Source organism: Pleurocapsa sp. CCALA 161, assembly GCF_003003995.1.
Classification (GTDB): domain Bacteria; phylum Cyanobacteriota; class Cyanobacteriia; order Cyanobacteriales; family Xenococcaceae; genus Waterburya.
In genome coordinates, this window is record NZ_PVWF01000003.1 from 33,561 (window position 1) to 58,073 (window position 24,513).

Below are 24,513 nucleotides of genomic sequence, written 5' to 3' on the forward strand. Positions count from 1 at the left end.
AATGCTCGATCGCCAATTGATGAGATTAAATTAGGCTGAGAAGAAATGTTACAACTGGAATAGTTTCATTGCTTTGCTCGCAAATTCCATGACGAACCCGATAGCTTTTGACCGTAGTAAATTTTGCTCTTGTCTAGCTGTGGGAATGTTGCAGCTTGGATGTTGTATCGGGTTAGAAGCATATTTAGGGAAGAAGGCTGTTGCCGCAGAAGAAATAATTTTAAATTATGGAGTGCTAGAGTTTGCGGTTTCGGTTGATTCGCTGGAAACCTATGCTAAGACTGGAAAAATTAGTAGTGAATTAAAAAGCTATACGGATTTTCTGACCCCCGAACAGTTAGCGCAGTTTAAGGTTGGTCTAACTAGTAGTGCTGATTTTAGTCATTTAGCGATCGCTCAATTTCTCTATTCATATCAGGGAGAGAAGATCTTAGAGCGTATGTCACGAGTTTTTAAAACTCAGGGTCGTCAACCAGGTTTTTATGCGATTCGTTCAGCATTAATTTTGGCAGCAGCAGACCAAGATGAAGGCTTAACTCCTCTCAATGTACTCAAAAAGTTTCCCACTGATGCCCTAAGAGTCGATTCTCGCCAAGGATTTGAAATTTTCAAAGATTTGAGTAAAGTAGTTCAAAATAATGCTCTGTCTGTAGCAGCGGTAGAACAACAAGTAATTACAGAAAGCCAAGATGTTACAAGTTTTGCACCTCAAGAAAGAAATCTCAACTTATTAAATTCTGGAGCCTATCCCTATCGCCAGCAGAAGTTAACCATACGCGATCGCCGTCGAGATCGCACTTTCCCCGTAGATTTATACTTACCCCAGGTCAAAGAACGGCGGAAATTACCTTTAATCGTCATTTCCCACGGTTTAGGCGGCGACTTAACTACTTTCGCCTATCTGGCGCAACATCTCGCTTCTCACGGTTTCGCCGTGGCAGTACCAGAACATCCAGGCAGCAGTGCCAAGCAAATTGAAGGCTTGTTAAATGGCTTAGAAAGCGATGTAACTCCTCCAGAAGAACTAATTAATCGTCCCTTAGATATCAAATTTTTACTCGACCGACTTGAGGCTAGTTTTGGTCATAAAATTGATGTTGATAACGTCGGTGTGATCGGTCAATCCTTCGGTGGTTATACTGCCTTGGCATTAGCAGGAGCAGAAATCAACTGGAACTCCCTCAATCGTGATTGCCCTAACCTAGATAACTCTTGGAATTTATCTTGGCTTATTCAATGCCTAGCACTACAAATTCCTTTAGTTGCTACCCAAACAGAACTCAAGGATGAGAGGATTAAAGCAGCGATCGCCATTAATCCCTTAGTTAGTTCTATTTTTGGCGAAGAAAGCTTGAGCAAAATTGATCTTCCCGTCATGTTCATCTCAGGTAGTTCAGACCCGATCACTCCTGCCTTATCTGAGCAAATTATTCCTTTTACTTGGTTAACCACCCCTAAAAAATATTTGGTGCTGCTCAAAGGCGGTACTCATTTTTCCACTTTAAATGAATCAGCAGGGAGTATTCCTGTTCCCGAAAAAGCGATCGGACCTAGTCCCAAAATTGCTCATGATTATGTCAGACAGCTTGGATTAGCTTTTTTTGGCAAATATCTTACCGAAAAAGAAGCCTATGAAAATTATCTTAACGCCGAATATGGTGCAGTTATGAGCAGGCAAAAATTTCCTCTCAGATTAATCAAATCTCTAAACCCCGATATTTTAAAACTAAAATCTCAAGAACAGAAATAATTACTGCTCACTGCTCACTGCTAAAGGACTCCTGCGTTGCCCAAACCCAAAATAATTCCAGCTCCTAATATGTGACCTAAACTTGTGGTTGCCAGCAATTCGGGTAGACCAAATTTATCCCACACTTCAGGTTTAGGTACTGGTAAACTTGGTCCTTGTCCAGAATTTTGAATCGCGTAGCGACCAATAGCTATACAAAATAAGTTTGACATAATCATTACTAAAGCCACCGAAGGATTCCAGTCAATAGTGGAAGGAGTAGATTGAACTGCCAAAATAAAGTTAGTCATAATAAATTTAGTTTCCCTTGCTAATCAAATATTTTTATTTCTATCGACTGTGTTTTGTTTATAGGAATTATAAAAATCTCTCTGTACAAAACGGTGTTTCTTTTAAATAATTAACAGTAAGGCAAACTTTTACAACCAAATCCTTTAATTAGCCAACTATTGAACCAATGCGAGTTAAAATATGCGGAATTACCCAGATTGAGCAGGGTCAGGCAATTGTTAAACTGGGAGCAGACAGTATTGGTTTTATCTGTGTTACCCAATCTCCTCGATACATCACTCCCGATCGCTTAAGAGCGATCGCCGACGCGCTACCCAAGGCAACAATCAAGGTGGGGGTCTTTGCCAATCACGATTTAAGAGAAATTTGTTCGGTTCTCCACCAGGCTCATTTGTCGGCGATTCAGCTACACGGTGCAGAATCTCCAGAATTTTGTCGACAACTACGTCAAGAAATTGCACCAGAAATTGAATTAATTAAAGCCTTGCGGATTAAGTCGGCGGAATCTTTAGCCCAAACCTCAGCTTATCTAGATTGTGTAGATACTTTATTGCTAGATGCCTATCATCCTCAGATGTTGGGCGGAACAGGTCACACTATTAACTGGCAAGATCTGGCTCAGTTTAAACCAGCTATTCCTTGGCTGCTGGCAGGGGGATTAACTCCAAATAACATAGGCGAGGCTTTATCTCGTTTACAGCCTAATGGAATTGATCTTTCTAGTGGTGTAGAGCGATCGCCAGGAGATAAACATTTGGGTCAAGTGGCTCAATTATTTGCAGCAATCAACGGCAATTAATAATTAATTTTGATTTGTTAATTATGAGTCGTGGGATAATTACAGCCTTGCTAAAGTAATGAGCTTCAATTTATGAAAGTACTAGTAGTCGGCAACGGCGGTAGAGAACACGCCTTGGGCTGGACATTACTACAGTCGCCTAATGTCGAACAGGTGATTTGCACTCCTGGCAATGGCGGTACAGCGACCCTGCATAACTGTCTCAACCTGTCGATCGCCGTAGATGATTTTGCGGGTATTGCTCAAGCAGTGGCAGAATACCAAATTTCTTTGGTAGTGGTTGGGCCAGAAGTTCCCTTGTCTTTGGGTATTGTCGATTATTTAAGAGAACGTCAGATTGCCGTTTTTGGCCCAACCCAGTCAGGGGCAAAAATTGAGTCGAGCAAGTCTTGGGCAAAAGAGATTATGACTCAGGCAAAAGTGCCCACGGCTAAGTCTCAAACCTTTACTGATGCCGAGACAGCTCAAGTCTATATTCAGTCAGTTGGTGCGCCCATTGTGGTCAAAGCGGATGGTTTGGCTGCGGGAAAAGGGGTGATTGTGGCGACGACTATCGAAGAAGCGATCGCCGCAGTAGCTGAATTACTAGAGAACTCAGGTAAATTGATCATTGAGGAATTTTTGACAGGTTCGGAAGTATCGGTTTTAGCCGTCACTGATGGTTTAACCATCCGTCCTCTCTCTCCCGCTCAAGATCACAAACGCATTGGGGAAAAAGACACGGGCAAGAATACAGGGGGGATGGGGGCATATTCTCCTGTGCCTTTGGTGACGGAGGAATTGAGCCTAAGAATTGAACAAGAAATATTGCAGCCAACCTTAAAAGCTCTTCAGCAACAAGGAATCGACTATCGTGGTGTTCTCTATGCAGGCTTGATGATTACCCCTGCGGGCGAACCAAAGGTGATTGAATTTAACTGTCGCTTTGGCGATCCTGAAACTCAAGTGGTTTTACCTCTATTAAAGACTCCTTTGGATGAAATTCTGCTTGCCTGTGTCGAACAAAGACTAGCACAATTGCCTCCCCTACAGTGGAAATCAGGGAGCGCAGTCTGTGTCGTCGCTGCTGCGGGTGGTTATCCTGATGCTTATCAAAAGGGAAAAGCGATCGCTGGTATTCTTGAAGCTGAACAAAAAGGCGCGATCGTTTTTCAGGCTGGAACAAAATTACACCAAGCAGAAATATTAACAGACGGCGGTAGAGTACTGGGTATCACTGCGGTGGGGGATACTTTTGCTGAAGCGGTAGCGATCGCCTATGCTGCCATGGAATCGATCGAGTTTGAGGCTATGTATTATCGTCGTGATATTGGACACAAGTACAGATAATCGTAGTCGTTAAGCGAAAAGCATGAATCACAACATTTAATTATCATTTTGTTTCACAATTGGTAAACTATAATTCAAGTAACTTAACATTTATTATCACTACCAAATCTCTTGTTGACTTTTCTGACCAAAATCAAAGAAATTATTGCCCTCTGGTGGTCTGAGTTTACTCTCCAGACGAAGCTGATGGCTGCTGCCACTTTGGTTGTTTCCTTGATTATGAGTAGTTTAACCTTTTGGGCAGTAAACACAATTCAACTGCAATCTAATATTAACGATACTCGTTTTGGTAGTGACCTCAGTATCTTGATTGCTTCTAATGCTGCGCCTTTGGTGGCAGAAGAAGATCTTCAAGGACTAGCGGATTTCTCAACTCGTTTTTATCGCAGCACTTCAAGTATTCGCTACATCATCTATGCCGACAAATCGGGCAGTATCTTTTTTGGCATTCCCTATTCCCAAGCAGAAATTCAAAATGATCTAACTATCGAACGCCGAATTTCTTTACCTGAAGACTATGCTCAAAACAGCGATTTACCCTTTGTCCGACAACATCAAACCCCCAATGGACAGGTGACGGATGTATTTGTGCCTCTGCGTCATAATGGAGAGTACTTAGGAGTATTAGCAGTTGGCATTAATCCTAATCCAACCATTGTGGCATCTTCTAACCTAACGCGGGATGTGACTATTGCCGTATTTATTACCATTTGGGCGATGGTGATCTTGGGTAATGTATTTAATGCCTTGATGATCACCCGACCAATTAAAGAGCTTTTAGTGGGAGTCAAAAACATTGCCGCCAAAAACTTTAAGCAAAGAATCGATCTCCCCCTAAGAGGAGAGTTGGGAGAATTAATTTCTAGCTTTAATTTAATGGCCGAAAAGTTGGAAAACTATAACGAACAAAACGTTGAAGAAATAACTTCAGAAAAAGCCAAGCTAGAAACCCTAGTTTCTACTATTGCCGATGGTGCAGTGCTAATTGACCCTGAAATGCATATTATTTTGGTAAATCCAACGGCTAAAAGTATTTTTGGTTGGAAAGAAGATGCCCTTGGTGATAATATTCTGCATCGTCTTCCTTCTGAGTTGACGACTAAATTGACCAAACCTCTTTATCAGATGATCGAGAGAAAGATTGAGCCGACAAAAGAAAATACTTTAGAGCATAACCAACAACATCATTTAAATCAATTAAGCGATCGCGATGAATTCCGCATTACTCTACAAAAGCCCGTTTCCCGAACGATCCGCGTTTTATTAAGTCGAGTTTTAGACGGTGGCAGCGAAAATATTAAAGGTATTGCCATGACGATTCAGGATATCACTCGCGAGGTGGAACTAAACGAGGCTAAAAGTCAGTTTATTAGCAATGTTTCCCATGAGTTAAGAACACCTTTGTTCAATATCAAGTCTTTTATCGAAACCCTCTCCGAATATGGCGAAGATCTAACTCATGTACAGCGCCGAGAATTTTTAGACACTGCCAACCACGAAACAGATCGTTTAACTCGTTTGGTTAATGATGTTTTAGATTTATCACGCCTAGAATCATCTCACACCTATGATTTAAGTGAAGTTTATCTCAGTCAACCTATAGAACAAACTTTAAGAACTTGTCAGTTAAATGCCAAGGATAAGGGTATTGAGCTATATCAGGAAATAGAAACCGATCTGCCTCCTGTCTTGGGTAATTACGATTTGCTGCTGCAAGTACTAACTAATTTAGTCGGTAATAGCCTCAAGTTTACTAACGCAGGGGGTAAAGTAACGGTGCGTGCTTATCAAACTAAAGCAGAATCAAATACCTTAAATCAATCTGCCGTCAAAATTGAAATAGCCGACACGGGAATTGGTATCTCAGCAGAGGACAAAGAAGCTATTTTTGAACGCTTTTTCCGCGTTGAAAATCGAGTTCATACCTTGGAAGGGACGGGCTTAGGTCTTTCAATTGTGCGAAATATTATTGAAAAGCATAATAGTAGAGTTTATATCGACAGCGAAGTAGGGGTAGGTACAAGCTTCTGGTTTGAACTCCCTATTTATCAAGCAAAAGTTGAGCAACCCGTAGAAATAATAAAAAATAATAGGTAAATAAACGTAACTATTCAAACTCCAATTACCTGAAAAACTTGTCATTCGCCAGAGGGATGAAAGCGAGCTTGGCAAGATATAGTTTGAACATATAGCCTAATATTAGTAGCTGTTCCTTCCAAATTGAATGAAAATATGAAACGAGAGCCATTACGAGAATCATTAATAAACTTGATTCTTCCCCTCACACTGATTCTGGGATTAGTTGCTCTTTTAAGTTTAAACACAGAACAAGTCGCAGGAGAACCTCAGGTAATCAGTCCTTTAGAGGAATGGCTGAGGGTTATCGTCGGCTATTTAGCAGCAGGGGCAGAGATTGCAGCAGCGATCGTCATTGGCGGTGCAGTCGTACGAGGCATTACCCTTTATCTGCGATTATTTTTTGCTCGCTCTAGCCTTCATTTTGATTCTACTGAAGGAATTCGCCTGCAATTAGGACGAGTACTGGCGTTAGGCTTAGAATTTACCGTAGCTAGTGATATCCTCCGCACCGCAGTTGCACCGAGTCGGCAAGACATTTTGAGTTTAGGCGAAATCGTCTTGTTACGAACTTTGTTAAATTATTTCTTAGAGCGAGAGATTCAGCAGGGGGAACAGCGCCGAATACCGCAGCAGCAAAGCGATCGCAGTGAAATGAACAGGAGAATAGGATGAACCGCCATTCTAGCTTACAGCCACTTCAAGGAGCAAAGCGATCGCTACGTCGCCGACTGGATTGGAAGGGAGAACTGGCACTGGCTTTTGCTCCGACTGTCGTTGTTTTAACAGTACTGGCTTTGGTTGAGTCGTTGAGTCATCAACGGTTGTTATTTGCTTCTCTTGCCTCTAGCGCATTTCTAATTTACCTCGATCCCCAGCATGGCACAAACACTGTGCGAACACTGATAACTTCTCAAACAATGGCAGCTCTAATCGGATTTACAACCTACACATTGTTTGGCTCAGGCTACTTTTCAGGTGGTAGTGCCATGGTTATTACAATCGTGTTGATGATTTTGTTAGATGCAATGCATCCTCCAGCGGTTTCTACATCCTTAAGCTTTGCGTTACGTACTGGTAGTCAAAATAATTTAGTTTTGTTTAGTTTGGCTTTGAGTATCATACTCTTGTTAGTTGGTTTGCAACGCTCTGCTTTGTGGTTGTTGGCAAGACTCAGTCGTAAGTAACCTCAGTTCGGCATAAGAACATTAATTGGTGGAAGTAGCTATGCGATATAAGCTTTTAAGATATTTTCAATAAAACCAAAAGTAAAAACTTAATCGTTCTCAATGTGCGGAGGCGATAACAGGATAGTTTAGCAAAGAATGTTGGTAAAGTATTTGTAGCACTTTTAGGCTTAAAGCTTAAAGCTACAAACTGACGAGTTTTAATGCAGGCATAAGATCGAACACAATATATGAAAATCGTTTTTTTTGGTACTCCGCAATTTGCTGTTCCTACTCTAAACAAGCTCTTGTCAGACTCGTCAATTGAAGTGATAGGAGTGGTAACGCAACCTGATAAGAGAAGGGGACGTGGTAGTAAAACTCAGCCTTCAGCCATTAAACAAGTCGCTCTAGAGCATAATTTACCTGTATGGCAGCCCACAAGAATCAAGAAAGATCGTCAAACCTTAGATGATCTGATCGCGACTGAAGCAGATGCTTTTGTCGTTATTGCCTACGGACAAATTTTATCTGCGGAAATTCTCCAGATGCCTAAGCTTGGCTGTATCAATGTTCATGGTTCTTTGTTGCCTAAATATCGTGGTGCAGCACCAATTCAGTGGAGTATTGTTAATGGCGATCGCACGACAGGAATTACGACGATGTTGATGGATATTGGAATGGATACGGGAGATATGCTGCTCAAAGCCAAAACAAAAATTAATTTACTCGATAATGCTCACGATCTAGCTGTAAATCTAGCTAATCAGGGTGCAGACTTGCTGTTAGAAACTCTATTTCAACTAGAACAGCAAGCTCTAACTCCTACACCTCAAGATGATAGTCAGGCTAGTTATGCGCGCCTGATTGACAAAGCTGACTTTGCTATTGATTGGTCAAAAAGCGCGATCGCTATCCACAACCAAGTCAGAGGATTTTTCCCTAACTGCTTCGCCACCTTAGCAGACAAAACCTTAAAAATAAGCGCTACAGTACCAATTACTCAAAACACAATTAATGATTTACCCGCAGAGTATGGGAATATTAAGCAACATTATGCTGAATTAGCAACCCTTACAGGTAAACCAGGAGAGATTGTTAAAAACCTCAAAAATCATGGTGGATTAGTCCAAACAGGTTTGGGGTTGCTACTCCTTAAACAAGTCCAGCTTGCAGGTAAACGCCCTCAGTCTGGCTGGGACTTTGTTAACGGTATGCGGATCGAAGTCGGTACCGTAATTGATAACGGTTAACGGTAGGGAAAATTCGCGCATTGCTCCTAGCATATACATGGTATAAATAAACAAATTAGGCATAGGCAGCAATAGATACCTTAGCAGCAATTTGTTCGGCGATCGCCACTAAAGCTTGAGCAGATTTAGATTCAGGCGCAGAAACTACAATAGGAGTCCCGTTATCCCCTCCTTCTCTCAGGGCAATTTCTAGGGGAACACAGCCAAGTAAGGGAACATTCAATTCTTGAGCCGTTCTGGTGCCACCACCTGAACCAAATAAATCGTAGCTTTTCTCTGGCTGATCGGGAGGAATAAAATAGCTCATATTCTCGACAATTCCTAAAAGGTTTACCCCTAGCTGCTGGAACATTTTTAAGCCACGCCGCGCATCAATTAAAGATACCGTCTGAGGTGTGGTCACAATTACTGCCCCTGCCATAGGGACAGCTTGCGCCATAGTCAACTGAGCATCTCCCGTACCAGGTGGCATATCAACAATTAGATAATCTAATTCCCCCCACTCTACCTGGTAGAGAAACTGACGAATAATTCCATTCAGCATTGGTCCTCGCCAAATGACGGGCTGATCTGGATCGATCAAGAACGCCATGGAAACAAGCTTTACCCCATGATTAAAAGCAGGTTCGAGTATTTCGCCAGTTTTACCCTGTTTCACCGCAATTTTGGCATCAGACAAACCCAACATATTCGGGGCATTTGGACCATAAATATCGGCATCTAACAAGCCTACCTTAGAACCTTTGGTAGCTAAAGCAACAGCTACATTTACGGCAACGGAACTTTTACCCACTCCACCTTTACCACTAGAAATAGCCAGAATATTTTTAATTCCTGGGATAGAAGCGCGATCGGGCAAGGATTTCTGCTGAGGAGTTTCGGCAGTAACTTCTACCTCCACGGTTTCTACTCCAGGTAGCTTTTTAACTGCTGTCTGACAATCTTCGACAATGAATTCTCTCAAAGGACATGCAGGAGTAGTTAAGACCAAAGTAAAGCTAACTTTTCCTCCCTCAACCACGACGTTGCGAATCATATTTAGCTCGACAAGACTCTTTTGTAGCTCTGGATCTTGTACGGGACGTAATACTTCTAAAACTGATTTACTATCCAACATTATTTTTATCCTCTAAAAAGCGATCGCCATTCTTGATCAAAACCAAGTATTGTTACCTATGCTTAATTATCAGTGTAAAAGGGCAGGCTAATCAATTAACAATTAATAATGCTGTAATTCAAAGTGGCGATCGCAGGTAGTTAATTTAAAAGTTTAGATTCTAGAGCTTAAAGCTTTTTGATAAATTTTGCTAATCAATGATAAAAAATAATTATATTAAAGTGCTAAAAAGATTGTGTTAGCTTATTTGTATAGCAATAGTTAAACAAAATAAATTAAACAGGATGACAACTTTAATTCAGAAACGACAACAGAAAACTTTCAAACTTGTACTATTTCTCCAGCAGTGGCTCAATAATTTAGAGATCAAACAAGAGCAAACTGCAAGACGTATTGTTAGATTGATTCCTGCTCAATGTCCTTTTGCCAGAGAAATACGAGCATTTGATCGAGTTATAGTGAAAATTCCTGCTTTGTGCAAATTCAATCCCTTATACGAGGAGTTGATCGGCTTGAGATTTCGCGCCCTGTGTTTTCTTGCCGATGAATGTGGCGAAGACATTACTCCCTATTGTTCATACTAATTCTCAGCAGTCATGCACTCAATTAATCAGAGTTAGGGGCAACAGTTTCATTAGCTTTTTATTACGGATACTCTCATTAACTCATCTTTTGAGCTTAACCGAACAGTATTGGCTGGCTACCAAGGTACAGGAGTACGAGAATTGAAAAAGCCTCCTGTGAAACCCTCAGTAGATAATGTTGCTAACCACACGGGTGTATCTGCGCCTTCTTCAGCAGAATGAGTTGCCGCTTCTGTCCCCATATCTGTACGACACCAATCAGGATCAGCAGAGTTTACTTTAATAACTGTGTCTTTCAGTTCCGCTGCTAGCATGACTGTAAACGAATTAAGAGCCGTTTTAGATGAGTTGTATGCCAAAGTCTTAGCGTAGTGACAATTGGGGTCGCTATGTTGTGTGAGTGAACCACGCCCGCTACTCATGTTCACAATCCGACCTGCTTTACTCTTACGAATCAGTGGTAGTAATGCTTGAGTTATTGCCACAGCACCAATGAAATTTGTTTCCAATGTTTGTCTGATAACTTCTAGGCTAACTTTGCTGGATTTCTGTCCTGAATCAAGACAGATACCAGCATTATTAATCAGGATATCTAGCTTGCCGTATGTCTTGTCTATGTAGCTACGAATAGCCTCAATGCTCTCACCATCGGTCACATCTAAGCACTTAAACTCAACATCCAGACCATTTTGCAATAGTTGATTTACAGATACGTCTCCTCTGGTAGCATCCCGAACGCCCATCACGACTTTAATACCCAGTCGAGCTAACTGGCGACTGATTTCAAAGCCAATCCCCTTGTTAGCCCCAGTGATAAGTGCAATTTTCTTTTGACTCAAACTCATATGTGCTTTTCAGCAAAACGGTCGGTGTACAATCAGATTGTTAGGTGGCGGATTCACACTACGTCAATCCCAGAAGACTTTGTGTTTCACTACTTTCAAAAAGTTAAATCTGTCCTGAGTCAATTCCAATTTGATCACATAATTAATTTAAACCTCGTCTACATAGAAAACCATAGTTTTTTAACAAGTTTAACAGAAGTTCATTGCTACGCGGGTGTGGAACTTGCTACTTGAGACCGAAGGGAATCCTTTAGGGCTACTTGCGCAGAGTTAACTTAAAAACCCCTGGTTTCAAACTGGATGCGGTTTAGGTAGTAATAAAGCATTTGATTCAAAGAAAAGAATAATCTGTATAGCCAACTTTTGCGTTTTCAGTATCACCTCTACCGTAAAAAGTTCTGGGGTCAGGTTCATTTAAGGGAGCATTAGCAACAAATCTCTTGACCAAATCAGGATTAGCTAGATATGGTCTACCGTAAGAAACTAACTCGGCATTTCCAGAAGCGATCGCGCTATTTCCTGTCTCTTTGTTATAACCACCATTGGTAATAATATTTCCCTGATAAAGAGGACGAAAAATGGGTAAAACGGGATCAATAACCTGACGAGTCTTTAGGTCAACTTCATTGGCTTCCATTAGATGAATATATGCCAAATTAAAATTATTCAAGGCTTTGATTACGTAGCTAAAAGTGGCTTGAGGATCGGAGTCAACCATGCCATAAAAAGTATTACTAGGAGATAATTTAATTCCAATACAGTCACCTCTCCAAACTTGAGTTACTGCTTCAACTACCTCTAGTAAAAAACGAGCGCGATTTTCTATCGATCCACCATACTTATCCTGGCGTTGATTTGAACCATCCTGTAAAAATTGATCGATTAGATAACCAAAGGCGCCGTGTAACTCTACTCCATCAAAACCAGCCTGTTTTGCATTGACTGTTGCTTGACGAAATTGAGCAATAATTTCGGAGATTTCTGAGGTTTCCAAAGCATGAGGAGTTTCTATCTCTACCTTACCAATAGGAGTATGTAATTGACCTGTAGCTGCGATCGCACTTGGTGCAACTGGTTTTTCTCCATTAAGTAGAGCGGAATGAGCTACTCTGCCACTATGCCAAATTTGTAAAAATATTTTACCGCCCTGAGCGTGAACTGCATTAGTAACTAATTTCCAACCTTGAATTTGCTCCTCGTTATAAATACCAGGTACATTCATATATCCTTGACTGAGGGGAGATATCATAGTGCATTCAGTAATAATTAAACCAGCAGTGGCACGTTGAGCATAATATTCTGCCATTAACTGAGTGGGAATTGTCCCATCAGCACGTAAGCGAGTCATGGGAGCCATCACCACACGGTTGTCTAAATTATTTGAGCCTAATTGAAAAGAGTCAAAAAGATTAGAGTTCATAATTTGGATTTAGTTAATTTTTGCTTGAGTAGTAAATACCCTACTGATATCATTAAGCCTATCCGTACCATCAATCAAGAAGGTACTCAAAAGTAAGATACATACCAAATGGTGCGTAAATTAATCCGTAATCGTCCAGAACCCGAAATATTCACTCTTGATTGTCCTACTCAACAAGTTTTGGATATTATCGGCAATAAATGGAGTGTAATTATTATTTATTGTCTTGCTTATCAAACCAGACGTTATAAACAATTGGAACGTAAAATAGAAGGGATTTCTCAAAAAGTTTTAACTCAAACTCTTCGTAAATTAGAACAGAATGGCTTGGTCAAAAGAAAAGTTTATCCAGCAGTTCCTGCACAGGTTGAATATTCTCTCACGCCTTTGGGTGAAACCCTAGTCGAACCTTTGTCTTTACTGGCAGAATGGAGCGAACAAAATGTATCAAAAATAAATTAATAAATCAAACTTATGCTTGAAAATTCTGCTGCAACTATCCAAAAGCGATCGCAAACTTCTCCGCATTCTTTTTTAGATTTTAGATAGTCTTTTTTCTAAGAAATTTCAGATTGCTGCTCGAAAACAATTTCTTCATAGAACTGCTCGATCGCTAAACTTAAACTAATACTTTTAAGCTCTACGAGATCGCCCGCTCGATAGCTTAGAATCAACCAATCTCCCGCATCGTTTTTGTGATAAATATCAATCGCTATCTCATCAGAACTCACTAAAACATAATCAACCAAATTTGGATTGCGGCGATATTTTTCAAACTTTTTGCCTCGGTCATAAGCCTCAGTGCTATCCGATAAAACCTCAACAATTAAACAGGGATAGGTAATATATTGAGTGCTAGAATTATCTTGCGGATCGCAAGTGACACTTAGATCGGGATAGGTATAGTTGTGAGTATTGAAGATATTAACCTTTAAGTCTGAATTAAAAACACTACACTTACTACCCCGCAAGTGAGTCTTGATTAAAATGCCAATATTCAGTTTAATGGCACTATGATTTTTTGTGCCTCCACTCATCGCATACACGCGACCATCGATTAGCTCATGCCTTTCTAATTGTTGCTCCTCCCAAACAAAATACTCTTCAGGTGTAAAGTGTCGCTCTTGCTCTCTAGCTGCAATCATAACCATCTCCTATTTAAAAGTAGTGATACCAACTTAAAGTTCATACCCTAATCCTCGCAAATTCTCCCGAATTGCCACCTCTAACTTAGCCGATTCTTTATTTTTACGGGCAGAATGGAGCGAACAAAATATATCAAAAATAAATTAAGAAATTAAACTTATGCTTGAAAACCCTGCTGGAACTATTCAAAAAGCGGTTAGGCTTCGCCTAGCCTTTGGATCGCCAATTAACGATAGTTAGTGAAGTTAGAGATACAGCATAGTGTATTTGTTGGGTTTCGCGGACTCTATCCAACCTACAAGATCGGCGATCACACTAACGTTATTTAAGCGTATTTTTATTTTACAGTAGCAAAGAACTGAACGTCGCATTTTGAGATATAATCATATACCCAGAACACCTGTACAACAAGCCCTTGAAACCTCGATGAACTCTCATCTTACCGCTCTAAATACTCTACGCTTGCCCCAGAGAAGGAGCAAGGAGTTAGTTGCTGTTTCGTTATTTTCAGGTGGTGGTGGATTAGATCTAGGCTTATCGCTGGCAGGGTTTGACTTCAGGTATGCGAATGATGAAGTTCAATATTATTGCGATACCATTTCCTATAATTTTCAAAACTGTGTAACAGAACCTAAAGACATCAGAGACTTGAAGGGGCAAAAAATCAAAGAGCTTGTGAAGTCAGAGAGAATAAGCCTCATAGCAGGAGGTCCCCCATGTCAGGCATTTAGCATTTTAGGCAAAAGAGGCTCATTCTCAGATTTACGAGGACAACTTGTTTTTGACTATATTCGTCTTATCAATGAGTTAGAGCCTGAAGCCTTTGTTTTTGAGAATGTTCCAGGTCTATTAACTCTTAATGGTGGTGAAGATTGGGAAAAGCTTTATTACCATTTTCAAGTTGAAACTGGATATGACCTTTACACTTCCACTCTAAATTCTGCTAATTATGGAGTACCGCAGATCAGAAAGAGGGTCTTTGTTGTGGGCTTCCGCCAGCCTACTGAATTTGTATTTCCTGATCCTGAGTACCGTGATCCATCAAGTTTAGATTTGCTTAATCAGCACTTACCAGACTGGATACCTGCAAAGTTTGCCTTAGAAAACGTCGATGGACTGTGCAACCATGACATTCGTATTCATGGGGATAGAGTACGTAGTCGATATGAGCAAATCCCTCAAGGTGGAAGAGACAAGATAGACCACACAGATAGAATTGACCCTGAAAGACCTTCAGGGACAGTGTTAGTTGGTTCTAAAGCTGGAGGTGGTAGACCTCATATTCATCCATATCATCCTCGGCACATTACTGTAAGAGAAGCAGCACGTCTTCAATCATTTCCAGACTGGTATAGATTTTTGGGAACCTCGACAGCACAGTACAGGCAGGTCGGTAACGCGGTACCTCCATTGCTTGCGCTTGCAGTCGGAAAGTCTATCAGGACTGCCCTGGAAAGCCTGAAGAAAAAGGAGTTAGTATTTTGACACTTCCTTACCCTGGATATTCATGGTCTTTCAATCACCATATGGGAAGAGTAAACTCAAGAGAAGTTTTTGCTCTTCTTGATTCAGCGTATCGGTTCAGGCGATATTCTAACTATCGTGCATTGGTTAACCAGGCTTTAGTCGCCGAAGGAATTTTCACCCCAAATGTTAGAGCAGATTCTGGTCAAATAGATGCTTGGCGTGATTACCAGCAGATCCTACCTGATTTAGGTTTAATTTATTCGACAAGATATATTAAACAACCACAATTAACACCAATCGGATTAATGTTCATTGATGGTACGATTGGTTACTCTGAACTTTTTTCTACTCAAGTTCTTGCTTATCAATACCCGAATGGACATAAGACAGCTATATCTCCTGCGGTGAAAGGAGAATTATCACAAGCAGGAATCAGTATTCCAGCAAATAGAATGGAATTGGATATCAATTCAGGAATTCTGATAAAGCCAGGAGTGTTGATTCTACAAATCTTGCTTGAACTGTATCGGCAAGGATATTCTCCAACTCTAGACACTCGTGAATGTCTTCTAGCGCTTGTACCAACAATTCGCAATAGCGACTGGCAAGAGGCTTACACAAGATTATTGCAACTGAGACAAACGGGTAACACGTCCGAAGCAGATCAGCGAAGACTGCGAGATGTTCAAGAGTGGTTTCAGTTTCTGGGTCAAGGTGATTTTGCTGTTAAACAAGGCAATAGAATCTCTTTGGCACCTAGCGTTTTGGCAGAAATTGAGCAGCTTCAAACTATTTTAGATTTTCATGCTGATCCAGTAACTTTTTGGATACCACAAAGTTCAGTTGAGCTTGAAAATGCTCTAGCTTGGTATGGCTTCTTTGGTAGCCCAAGCATTGAATCTCAATGGATAACACCAGATGAGTTACGTAGCCAAGAATACCTCTCAGAGAATTATCCTGATCACGAATTACTAGATGAAATCGATAGTCCTTCTGTAATTGTCGAGATATCAGAAATTAATCTCAGACCTTTTTCACCAAGCATTCCTGAGATTGTTGATGTTGATGTCACCGTTGATGTAGAAAGTCTGATTCAGGGCAGGCTACGATTGCGTGATAAAACACGTCAACATCAAGAAATCGTTGCACGGCTTGCTACAAAACTGACAGAACTCTCGTATAACGTGGCAGACGATCCGAACTCAGTAGATTTGCTTGCGGAGAAAGACGGTTTTGAAACTATTTTTGAGGTTAAGACTATCAATCGTCGGAATTTTCAACCACGTATCCGTTTGGGTGTAGGGCAACTATCGGAGTATCGATACAGAAGGCAACTTCAAACTCAAGTAAGACCAAATTCTATCTTGGTTCTTGGCAACACTCTGCAACTTCCAACATGGACACCCGATTATTTTTCATCTGATATAAATATCGGACTCCTCTGCTCAAGGGCAGACTCATTTTTAGCGTTAACTGCTGGAGCGGTTGAGCTTGAGGTTCAAAATGCTAGTTGAGGGCTTAGAACACCTTACCATCAACTACCATCACAAGTATTTCTACGTACTGCCCTCACCGAGGACTAAAACAAGCTAAATATTTATTATGCGGAATAATTCCGTATAACCACTCTTTTCGAGGAGAATATACAGAATCTTTCCTTAGTATTTACTTTGCAAACAGTCTCTTAAACTTATGCTGGAAAACCCTGTTCTAACTATCCAAAAAGCGATCGCTAAATTACGACAATTAGTGCAATCAGAGGTACAAGCTAGTTGGCAGGATTTAGGCAATACTTCAGTACCAGCAGATCTGATTAAATCTCCCACAGCAACACTGAACGACAAAGGCTATGTAGTTTTTCCTTCAGGACAAGAGGTTAAATGGCTAGGGCAGCAGATTGTTATTCCCCAAACACTACAGGGTTATCCCATCGAGGGGTTGAGTTTACGTTTAGTCTTAACTTGGTGGGCGACAGATGCTCAAATATTTATTAACGGGGAGTTGGTGCAGCAGGGGGATTTATTTGATTCTTCAGCGCGGGTATTAATTACAGATTATGCTCAACCAGGACAAGAATATCTGGTTACTATTCGCCTGGTTAGTCCGCATCATGATATTGGGGCTTTAATGCGATCGCATTTGATTTATGAACAAGTAAATACTCCCCAAAATATCGACCCTGGTTTAGTTGCGGATGAAATTACTGTTTTAAGCAAGTATCTGTCTCAATTTAAACCCGCAGATTTAGAGGTGTTAGCAGCAAAATTAAATCGGTTTGACTGGCAGCATCTAGCACAGGCTGATAAGTTTAACGATGATTTGGCACAGTTGCGATCGCGCTTATTACCCTTGGCACAGGATATTAAACAGCGTCGTTTTAATTTACTCGGTCATGCTCACCTGGACATGGCTTGGTTATGGACAACAGATGAAACCTATGAAGTTGCGGAACGAACTTTTAAATCTGTCCTGAATCTACAGCAAGATTTTCCCGCTCTTACTTTTGGTCATACTAGCCCTGCCTTATACGAGTGGATTGAGCATAATCGCCCTGAGTTGTTTAAGTCAATTCAGGCTGCCGTTAGATCCAATAAATGGGAAATATTAGGCGGGATGTGGGTTGAACCTGAAACTAACTTAGTGAGTGGTGAATCGTTAATCCGACAATTTATCTATGGACAGCAATACAATCAGGAGAAGTTTGGCGAAATAGCTAAAGTTGCTTGGCTACCTGATAGCTTTGGGTTTACTTGGCAACTACCCCAAATTATGCAACAGTGCGGGATTGAATATTTTGTAACGGGTAAACTGCACTGGAATGACACGACCAAGTTTCCTCATGGCTGTTTCTGGTGGGAGTCTCCCGACGGGACGCAGTTATTAACTCTCATGTCTCCTCCCAATGTGACGGGAGTAATGGATACGAACCCGATTACCATGACTAACTATGGAGTTGATTGGGAAGTGCAGACAGGTTTACAGGAGATATTTTGGCTACCAGGAGTAGGCGATCATGGCGGTGGCCCAACTAGAGATATGTTGGAGGTTGCTGCTAAATGGCATAACTCCCCATTTTTTCCGCAAATTGAGTTTGTTACTGCTAGGGATTATTTGAGGCGGATTGGAGGAGGTTTCGCGCAAAGTCGTTTATCCCGCTTAGTTTGGGGCCAAGACGCAAAGGAAGATAAGAAGAAGATGTCAGGGAATGCTCAGGGCGCAGCAGGTATGGAAGAGGATAAAGGGATTACTCGGCATCAGTTTCCGATATGGCGAGATGAGCTTTATCTAGAATTGCACCGTGGTTGTTATACGGTTCATGCCGATCAGAAAAAATATAATCGCCGTTGTGAAAGGTTACTCTATGAGGCGGAGTTGTGGTCAACTTTGGCAATGCTGCTTTGTGGAGACAGGTTTGATATTCAGCCACTATTTCCCAATATAAAAAAAATAATTGAAAAAGCAGGTTTTTGTCAAGCAAATCCTCAACAGCTAGTGGAAATTGCCTGGAAGAAGGTTTTATTTAATCAGTTTCACGATATCTTGCCTGGAACATCGATCGCCGAAGTTTTTACAGAAGCTAATCGAGACTGGGAGGAGGCGATCGCTCTAGGAGAAAGTCTTTTGCAACATGCTTTGAATACCATTGCTACAAGTATTAAGTTGCCTGACGCGCCCGAAGCGAATGCTGTACCTATAGTTGTGTTTAACTCTCTGAACTGGAAGCGATCGCAAATAGTAACTCTAGAAGATTCTAGATTTAATGATGAACATCTCTTTTGGCTCTGGGATCATCAAGGAAACAGAATTTCTGCTAATAGCAATCAAGCAGGTAAATTGAGTTTTCTGGCTCAAGATATTCCAGGGGTAGGCTACAGTCTGTATTGGTTGTGTCAAGAGTTGGGAACTAGATCGCAGGATGAATTTAAAGTGGATTACCTGTTAGAAAATAATTATTTAAAAGTTATTGTTAATCCCCAAACTGGCAATTTAGATAGTATTTTTGACAAGATCAATGAACGAGAAGTATTGCGATCGCCTGCCAATAAACTACAGGCTTTTACAGACCAAGGACAGTATTGGGATGCTTGGAATATCGATCCAGAATATGAGCAGCAGCAATTATCTGATACTCAACTAACATCAATTGAGTGGTTAGAAGATAGCGAATTCAAACAGGTAATTAGAGTAATTAAACAGTTTAATAGTTCAGAATTTATTCAAGACTATATATTAAAAACACAGGAAAATCTCTTAACCATAAAAAACACGGTTGATTGGCAGGAAACCCATATCATGGTCAAGGTGGCATTTCCCTTAAATCTAACTAGCGATTATGTTACCTACGAAATTCCCTGTGGCACAATTCAACGTACTACCAAACCGCAAACACCAGCAGAAAAAGCTCAATGGGAAGTACCCGCCTTAAATTGGGCGGATTTAACAGACGAAAAAGCAAACTACGGAGTTAGTTTACTTAACGATTGCAAGTATGGTTATGATGCTCAACCAAATCAACTGCGCCTAACTTTATTGAGGGCAGCGACTTGGCCAGATCCACAGAGCGATCGCAGAATCCATCATTTTACCTATTGTATCTATCCCCATCAAAATAGCTGGCAAGAAGCCAACACTGTCCAAAAAGGTTATGAATTAAATACGCCCTTGCAGACAGTAATTCTGACTCAACCAGAGCAAAATAATCATCATAGTCAGCAACTACCAACTGAAAGTGAATTATTAAATTTATCTACCGACAACTTAATTTTAATGGCGTTGCAGTTATCTAATCATCAATTAACTTTACGTTGCTATGAAGCGTGGGGAACAGAAACGAAGCTTAAGCTTAGAAGTGACTTAAATCTAGAGTTAGATAAGCAAATTGATTGTTTAGGGAGAAAACAGCTGAACAATCAAAAACTAAATCAACTTAAACCTTATCAAATTAGTAGTTTTCAACTCAAAAAATATCTCTAAATACAGCTAATCTAAATTAATTTCTTTTATCAACCATCAATAATTAGAAATTACTCTAAATAGTTCAAAAGTAAAAATATTAATAACTACTCCATAATTTTACTAAGATTGCTTTAAACTTGACTATGTTATTGTAATGCAGTTAGAGAATAATCCTTTGCTCTAGCCTGGGTTAAGATTTATTTCTCTTAGGAAAAGAAGTTCTCATAACTGGATGCACTGGAGGAAAGAGACAAATTTATTCTTAAATAAGTGGGTGAAATTAAATAGACAATGCTTAAATCATTGATTTGTAGAGAAAGCAAAGCTGGCTACTATAGCCGTACAAAGTTATATTAGGGCAAGTTTAGTTAACTGTTCGTAGGTAGTACGGCGCGTTTTTGGTAAGAGTATTCTTACCAAAAAGCCGCCTTAGGTAGTAGGTAGTAAATGTCCGAACTTGAGTACGTATTACTATAGTCGTTAGTTGCTGTATCTTTGATAAATAATTATGCCTGCTTCCCTAAATACCAATAGCAAATAACTATTAGATCAAAAGCTTTATGGAAGTTATTCAAACCAAAATTCCCGATGTTTTAATTATTGAACCCAAAGTCTTCGGTGATGAGCGCGGTTTTTTTCTGGAAAGCTTTAATGAAAAAACTTTTAGAGAGAAAACTGGTGTGACTAATGGTTTTGTCCAAGATAACCATTCTCGTTCTGCTCAAAATGTATTACGAGGTCTACATTATCAAATCCAAAACCCTCAAGGAAAACTGGTGCGGGTGACGACTGGTTCAGTATATGATGTGGCGCTAGATATCCGTAAGAGTTCACCAACTTTTGGACAATGGACGGGATGCCTTTTAAGTGAAACTAACTACAGACAACTCTGGGTTCCTCCTGGTTTTGCTCACGGGTTTGTGGTTTTATCAGAAATGGCAGACTTTTTATATAAGACCACTGATTATTATTCGCCAGAACATGAACGTTCGATTTTGTGGAACGATCCTGCACTTAATATAGACTGGAAAATCGAGGGAGAACCAGTGTTATCGGTGAAAGATCGCTCTGGCTTACCTTTAGAAAAAGCTGAGGTGTTTGCATGAGCAAAATATTGTTAATTGGCATCACAGGACAAATAGGACAAGAACTACAGCAGACTCTACCAAGCATCGGCGAAGTGATTGGTGTTGGTCGTCAATCACTAGATTTAAGCCAACCTGAACAAATTCAGGAGCGAATTGCCGAAATTAAGCCTAATGTAATTGTTAATGCTGCTGCCTATACTGCCGTGGATAAATCGGAAAGCGAATCTGATCTGGCTATGGCAATTAATGCCACAGCACCCAAAGCGATCGCCGTTGCCGCTCAAAATATAGGTGCAACGGTACTGCATATTTCCACCGACTATGTATTTAATGGTCACAATCATACTCCCTATCAAGAGCGCGATCCCACTGATCCCTTGGGAGTATACGGCAAGTCTAAACTACTGGGGGAAATTGGCGTAAGAGAAAATTGCGATCGCCATTTAATTTTGCGTACTGCTTGGGTATATGGTTCTAAAGGTCATGGCAACTTTGTTAAAACCATGCTGCGCTTGGGTTCAGAGCGAACAGAGTTAAAGGTAGTCGCCGATCAGATTGGGAGTCCTAGTTGGTCTTATGATATTGCCCTGGCAATTACTCAGTTACTACCCAAATCTTGGGCAGATGAAAATATTAACGGGATATATCACTTTACTAATAGTGGTGTAGCTAGTTGGTACGATTTAGCCCTAGCAACTTTTGACGAAGCTAAACAACTGGGATTTCCTGTAAAAGTTAAACAGGTTATACCCATCACTACCGCCGAGTTTCCCACTCCCACTCAACGTCCAGCCTATTCCGTATTAGCCAAAACCAAAATCACGGAAACACTAGGAATTCATCCTCCCTACTGGCGGGATTCTCTAAGAAAGATGCTTAGTGAATGGAAATCGATTAGTAATTACTAAAAGCTAAAAGCTATCCTAAAGGATTCCCTTCGGTCAAAGCTAAAAGCTAATACAGTCTCACCCTAAACGAAGCTAGCCAATTACAAGTATTAAAAATGAAAGCAATTATTCTATCTGGTGGGAAAGGTACGAGATTACGTCCCCTGACTTATACAGGTGCAAAACAATTAGTTCCCGTCGCCAATAAACCGATCCTTTGGTATGGCATTGAGTCAATCGTTGCCGCAGGAATTAGCGAAATCGGCATTATCATTAGTCCTGAAACGGGGGGGGAAGTACAGACTAAAACAGGAAATGGCGATCGCTTTGGGGCAAACATTACTTATATTCCCCAAGATAAGCCTTTAGGACTGGCTCATGCGGTTAAGGTGGCGCAACCCTTTTTAGGGGATTCTCCTTTTGTGATGTATTTAGGAGATAACTTAGTTCAGAGTGAACTCGATTTATTTATTGACAAGTTTAAAGCGCAACATTTAGATGCTCTGACCTTACTATGTGAAGTAGAAAACCCCAGTGCCTTTGGGGTGGCGCGGGTAGATGCCAATGGAAAAGTTTTAGAGTTAATTGAAAAACCGCAAAATCCGCCGTCTAATTTAGCTTTAGTGGGAGTTTATCTCTTCTCGCCCAAAATTCATCAGGCGATCGCCAATATCCAGCCATCTCCTAGAGGAGAGTTAGAAATCACCGATGCCATCCAGTATTTAATCGATCAACAAGAGGCAGTAGCTTCTCACAGATTAACAGGATGGTGGCTCGATACAGGGAAAAAAGACGACCTGTTAGCAGCCAATCAGATTATTCTGGATACTTGTCTGGAATCTACCCATGAAGGAACGATCGATGACCAGAGTAAAATTAGTGGTCGAGTACATGTCGGGCAAAACTCTCAGATCACCAATTCAATGATTCGTGGTCCAGTGACTATTGGTAAAAACTGTAAGATTCAAAACTGCTTTATCGGTCCTTATAGCAGCATTGCCGATAACACCACCCTAATCGACATTGATATTGAGCATAGCGTAGTTCTTCAAGGAGCAACCTTAGAAGGAATTAGTTCGCGGATTGTCGATAGTCTGATTGGTGAAAGAGCGCACCTGAAGGTTGCACCTCAACGCCCAAAAGCATTACGGTTTATGATTGGTGACGATTCCCAAATAGAATTAACCTAATACATCTCAGCTAAAAACGAGATCACTATCAATTCATGCTTCAAATCAGCAAAGCCTAAAATATATGCAGCAAGATAATCATCAAATACCCCGAAATCTTCTCATTACAGGAGGTGCAGGGTTTATTGGTTCTAACTTTGTTTATCATTGGAGTAAAAGTTATCCCAAGGATCGCCTGGTGGTATTGGATGCTTTGACTTATGCAGGCAATAGAAATACTCTAGTAAATTTAGAAAATAATCCTCAGTTTAAATTTGTCCAGGGAGATATCTGCGATCGCACTTTGATCGACAATCTTTTAGAATCAGACAATATTGATACCGTCGCCCACTTTGCTGCTGAGTCTCATGTCGACCGTTCTATATTAGGGCCTGGGGCATTTGTGCAGACTAACGTGGTGGGAACTTTTACCCTCTTAGAAGCCTTTCGCCAACGCTGGAATCAAAGAGAGCAACCTCAAAGCCATCGCTTTCTGCACGTTTCCACTGATGAAGTTTATGGCAGTCTACAAGCAGATGATCCCGCCTTTACCGAAACTACGCCCTATACCCCCAATAGTCCCTATTCAGCCTCCAAAGCGGGAAGTGATCATCTAGCGCGGGCATATTTTCATACTTACGGTATGCCCACCATAATTACCAACTGTTCCAACAACTATGGCCCGTTCCATTTTCCTGAAAAGTTAATTCCTTTGACCTGTATTAATATCCTGCTAGGAAAACCTCTACCAGTATATGGTGATGGACAAAACATTCGGGACTGGCTTTATGTAGAAGATCACTGTCGAGCATTAGACGTGGTGATTAATCGTGGTACGCCAGGAGAAACTTATAATGTGGGGGGAAATAACGAGGTGAAAAACCTCGATCTGGTGCAACAACTGTGTGAATTGATGGATGAGCTTGCGCCCAATCTCCCTGTACGTCCTTCAAAAGAACTAATTACCTTTGTAAAAGACCGCGCAGGACACGATCGCCGTTATGCGATCGACGCTAGCAAAATCAAGCGAGAATTAGGCTGGAGTCCCCAAGAAACCGTTGAGGGAGGTTTACGACGCACCGTAGAATGGTATTTAGCTAACCAAGATTGGTGGCAGCCTTTACTTAGTGATGAGTATAAAAATTACTACGACCAAGTGTATGCCTAAAT

21 protein-coding genes are annotated in these 24,513 nt (G+C 40.8%); 16 read left to right on the forward strand and 5 right to left on the reverse strand.

Translation table 11 applies throughout. The features are described 5' to 3' along the window. The first annotated feature begins 88 nt into the window (after window positions 1-88). Entirely contained in the window at window positions 89-1,750 is a 1,662-nt protein-coding gene (locus tag C7B62_RS01465; protein WP_106232830.1) for an alpha/beta hydrolase, read from the forward strand. A 20-nt stretch (window positions 1,751-1,770) separates the two neighbouring features. Here C7B62_RS01465 and psaK read toward each other — a convergent pair whose 3' ends face one another. Continuing rightward, on the reverse strand, window positions 1,771-2,040 hold the full coding sequence (gene psaK, locus C7B62_RS01470; RefSeq protein ID WP_370303716.1) for a photosystem I reaction center subunit PsaK: 270 nt from the start codon (window positions 2,038-2,040) through the stop codon (window positions 1,771-1,773). A gap of 167 nt (window positions 2,041-2,207) precedes the next feature. Between psaK and C7B62_RS01475 the strand changes: the two genes are divergently transcribed. From C7B62_RS01475 to fmt, 6 genes are all read left to right on the forward strand, one after another. Beyond that, on the forward strand, window positions 2,208-2,840 hold the full coding sequence (locus tag C7B62_RS01475; protein ID WP_106232832.1) for a phosphoribosylanthranilate isomerase: 633 nt from the start codon (window positions 2,208-2,210) through the stop codon (window positions 2,838-2,840). 72 nt (window positions 2,841-2,912) lie between these two features. Then, window positions 2,913-4,169 carry a phosphoribosylamine--glycine ligase gene (gene purD, locus C7B62_RS01480; protein WP_106232833.1) on the forward strand — a complete coding sequence of 419 codons (1,257 nt, stop codon included), beginning with the start codon at window positions 2,913-2,915 and terminating at the stop codon, window positions 4,167-4,169. Between the two features lie 111 nt (window positions 4,170-4,280). After that, entirely contained in the window at window positions 4,281-6,266 is a 1,986-nt protein-coding gene (nblS, locus tag C7B62_RS01485; RefSeq protein ID WP_106232834.1) for a two-component system sensor histidine kinase NblS, read from the forward strand. A 135-nt stretch (window positions 6,267-6,401) separates the two neighbouring features. Continuing rightward, window positions 6,402-6,920, forward strand: coding sequence for a DUF1622 domain-containing protein (locus C7B62_RS01490; protein WP_106232835.1), 519 nt, complete (start codon window positions 6,402-6,404; stop codon window positions 6,918-6,920). Beyond that, a complete protein-coding gene (locus C7B62_RS01495; RefSeq protein WP_106232836.1) occupies window positions 6,917-7,432 on the forward strand; it encodes an HPP family protein in 516 nt (171 codons plus the stop codon). The genes C7B62_RS01490 and C7B62_RS01495 overlap by 4 nt, the downstream gene beginning before the upstream one ends. 230 nt (window positions 7,433-7,662) lie before the next feature. Then, window positions 7,663-8,664: a methionyl-tRNA formyltransferase gene (gene fmt / locus C7B62_RS01500; RefSeq protein ID WP_106232837.1), complete on the forward strand. Its 1,002-nt coding sequence runs from the start codon at window positions 7,663-7,665 to the stop codon at window positions 8,662-8,664. Window positions 8,665-8,719: 55 nt separating this feature from the next. Here fmt and C7B62_RS01505 read toward each other — a convergent pair whose 3' ends face one another. Then, a complete protein-coding gene (locus C7B62_RS01505; RefSeq protein WP_106232838.1) occupies window positions 8,720-9,781 on the reverse strand; it encodes an Mrp/NBP35 family ATP-binding protein in 1,062 nt (353 codons plus the stop codon). A 284-nt stretch (window positions 9,782-10,065) separates the two neighbouring features. Between C7B62_RS01505 and C7B62_RS01510 the strand changes: the two genes are divergently transcribed. After that, the gene (locus tag C7B62_RS01510) at window positions 10,066-10,365 is read left to right on the forward strand and encodes a Mo-dependent nitrogenase C-terminal domain-containing protein (RefSeq protein WP_106232839.1); all 300 of its coding nucleotides are present in this window, start codon (window positions 10,066-10,068) and stop codon (window positions 10,363-10,365) included. A 116-nt stretch (window positions 10,366-10,481) separates the two neighbouring features. On the opposite strand, the gene C7B62_RS01515 is transcribed toward C7B62_RS01510, so the two are convergent. Both C7B62_RS01515 and C7B62_RS01520 read right to left on the reverse strand, forming a co-directional pair. Beyond that, the gene (locus C7B62_RS01515; protein WP_106232840.1) at window positions 10,482-11,210 is read right to left on the reverse strand and encodes an SDR family oxidoreductase; all 729 of its coding nucleotides are present in this window, start codon (window positions 11,208-11,210) and stop codon (window positions 10,482-10,484) included. A 331-nt stretch (window positions 11,211-11,541) separates the two neighbouring features. Next, window positions 11,542-12,630 carry an alkene reductase gene (locus tag C7B62_RS01520; RefSeq protein WP_106232841.1) on the reverse strand — a complete coding sequence of 363 codons (1,089 nt, stop codon included), beginning with the start codon at window positions 12,628-12,630 and terminating at the stop codon, window positions 11,542-11,544. 108 nt (window positions 12,631-12,738) lie between these two features. Here C7B62_RS01520 and C7B62_RS01525 point away from each other — a divergent pair, with 108 nt between their 5' ends. Further along, window positions 12,739-13,092 carry a helix-turn-helix domain-containing protein gene (locus C7B62_RS01525; RefSeq protein ID WP_106232842.1) on the forward strand — a complete coding sequence of 118 codons (354 nt, stop codon included), beginning with the start codon at window positions 12,739-12,741 and terminating at the stop codon, window positions 13,090-13,092. A gap of 95 nt (window positions 13,093-13,187) precedes the next feature. On the opposite strand, the gene C7B62_RS01530 is transcribed toward C7B62_RS01525, so the two are convergent. Further along, entirely contained in the window at window positions 13,188-13,775 is a 588-nt protein-coding gene (locus C7B62_RS01530) for a Uma2 family endonuclease (RefSeq protein WP_106232884.1), read from the reverse strand. A 373-nt stretch (window positions 13,776-14,148) separates the two neighbouring features. Here C7B62_RS01530 and C7B62_RS26405 point away from each other — a divergent pair, with 373 nt between their 5' ends. The 7 genes from C7B62_RS26405 to rfbB all read left to right on the forward strand — a co-directional run bounded on the left by C7B62_RS26405 (window position 14,149) and on the right by rfbB (window position 24,511). Beyond that, window positions 14,149-15,261, forward strand: coding sequence for a DNA cytosine methyltransferase (locus tag C7B62_RS26405; protein WP_158260610.1), 1,113 nt, complete (start codon window positions 14,149-14,151; stop codon window positions 15,259-15,261). Then, on the forward strand, window positions 15,258-16,757 hold the full coding sequence (locus tag C7B62_RS01540; RefSeq protein ID WP_146132036.1) for a hypothetical protein: 1,500 nt from the start codon (window positions 15,258-15,260) through the stop codon (window positions 16,755-16,757). Before C7B62_RS26405 ends, C7B62_RS01540 begins: the two co-directional genes overlap by 4 nt. 178 nt (window positions 16,758-16,935) lie before the next feature. Continuing rightward, complete coding sequence (locus C7B62_RS01545) at window positions 16,936-20,217, forward strand: alpha-mannosidase (RefSeq protein ID WP_106232845.1); 3,282 nt, start codon at window positions 16,936-16,938, stop codon at window positions 20,215-20,217. Window positions 20,218-20,759: 542 nt separating this feature from the next. Continuing rightward, window positions 20,760-21,305, forward strand: a complete 546-nt coding sequence (gene rfbC, locus C7B62_RS01550; RefSeq protein ID WP_106232846.1) for a dTDP-4-dehydrorhamnose 3,5-epimerase — start codon at window positions 20,760-20,762, stop codon at window positions 21,303-21,305. Then, a complete protein-coding gene (gene rfbD, locus C7B62_RS01555) occupies window positions 21,302-22,195 on the forward strand; it encodes a dTDP-4-dehydrorhamnose reductase (protein ID WP_106232847.1) in 894 nt (297 codons plus the stop codon). Before rfbC ends, rfbD begins: the two co-directional genes overlap by 4 nt. A gap of 95 nt (window positions 22,196-22,290) precedes the next feature. Beyond that, the gene (locus C7B62_RS01560) at window positions 22,291-23,364 is read left to right on the forward strand and encodes a glucose-1-phosphate thymidylyltransferase (protein ID WP_106232848.1); all 1,074 of its coding nucleotides are present in this window, start codon (window positions 22,291-22,293) and stop codon (window positions 23,362-23,364) included. A gap of 64 nt (window positions 23,365-23,428) precedes the next feature. After that, window positions 23,429-24,511 carry a dTDP-glucose 4,6-dehydratase gene (rfbB, locus tag C7B62_RS01565; RefSeq protein ID WP_106232849.1) on the forward strand — a complete coding sequence of 361 codons (1,083 nt, stop codon included), beginning with the start codon at window positions 23,429-23,431 and terminating at the stop codon, window positions 24,509-24,511. The last annotated feature ends 2 nt before the right edge of the window (window positions 24,512-24,513 follow it).

Excerpts from the sequence above, each read along its gene's own strand:
- C7B62_RS01465 (WP_106232830.1), top strand. The coding sequence starts at position 89 with ATGACGAACCCGATAGCTTTTGACCGTAGTAAATTTTGCTCTTGTCTA.
- psaK (WP_370303716.1), bottom strand. The coding sequence starts at position 2,040 with ATGACTAACTTTATTTTGGCAGTTCAATCTACTCCTTCCACTATTGAC.
- C7B62_RS01475 (WP_106232832.1), top strand. The coding sequence starts at position 2,208 with ATGCGAGTTAAAATATGCGGAATTACCCAGATTGAGCAGGGTCAGGCA.
- purD (WP_106232833.1), top strand. The coding sequence starts at position 2,913 with ATGAAAGTACTAGTAGTCGGCAACGGCGGTAGAGAACACGCCTTGGGC.
- C7B62_RS01490 (WP_106232835.1), top strand. The coding sequence starts at position 6,402 with ATGAAACGAGAGCCATTACGAGAATCATTAATAAACTTGATTCTTCCC.
- C7B62_RS01495 (WP_106232836.1), top strand. The coding sequence starts at position 6,917 with ATGAACCGCCATTCTAGCTTACAGCCACTTCAAGGAGCAAAGCGATCG.
- fmt (WP_106232837.1), top strand. The coding sequence starts at position 7,663 with ATGAAAATCGTTTTTTTTGGTACTCCGCAATTTGCTGTTCCTACTCTA.
- C7B62_RS01505 (WP_106232838.1), bottom strand. The coding sequence starts at position 9,781 with ATGTTGGATAGTAAATCAGTTTTAGAAGTATTACGTCCCGTACAAGAT.
- C7B62_RS01510 (WP_106232839.1), top strand. The coding sequence starts at position 10,066 with ATGACAACTTTAATTCAGAAACGACAACAGAAAACTTTCAAACTTGTA.
- C7B62_RS01515 (WP_106232840.1), bottom strand. The coding sequence starts at position 11,210 with ATGAGTTTGAGTCAAAAGAAAATTGCACTTATCACTGGGGCTAACAAG.
- C7B62_RS01520 (WP_106232841.1), bottom strand. The coding sequence starts at position 12,630 with ATGAACTCTAATCTTTTTGACTCTTTTCAATTAGGCTCAAATAATTTA.
- C7B62_RS01525 (WP_106232842.1), top strand. The coding sequence starts at position 12,739 with ATGGTGCGTAAATTAATCCGTAATCGTCCAGAACCCGAAATATTCACT.
- C7B62_RS01530 (WP_106232884.1), bottom strand. The coding sequence starts at position 13,775 with ATGATTGCAGCTAGAGAGCAAGAGCGACACTTTACACCTGAAGAGTAT.
- C7B62_RS01545 (WP_106232845.1), top strand. The coding sequence starts at position 16,936 with ATGCTGGAAAACCCTGTTCTAACTATCCAAAAAGCGATCGCTAAATTA.
- rfbC (WP_106232846.1), top strand. The coding sequence starts at position 20,760 with ATGGAAGTTATTCAAACCAAAATTCCCGATGTTTTAATTATTGAACCC.
- rfbD (WP_106232847.1), top strand. The coding sequence starts at position 21,302 with ATGAGCAAAATATTGTTAATTGGCATCACAGGACAAATAGGACAAGAA.
- C7B62_RS01560 (WP_106232848.1), top strand. The coding sequence starts at position 22,291 with ATGAAAGCAATTATTCTATCTGGTGGGAAAGGTACGAGATTACGTCCC.
- rfbB (WP_106232849.1), top strand. The coding sequence starts at position 23,429 with ATGCAGCAAGATAATCATCAAATACCCCGAAATCTTCTCATTACAGGA.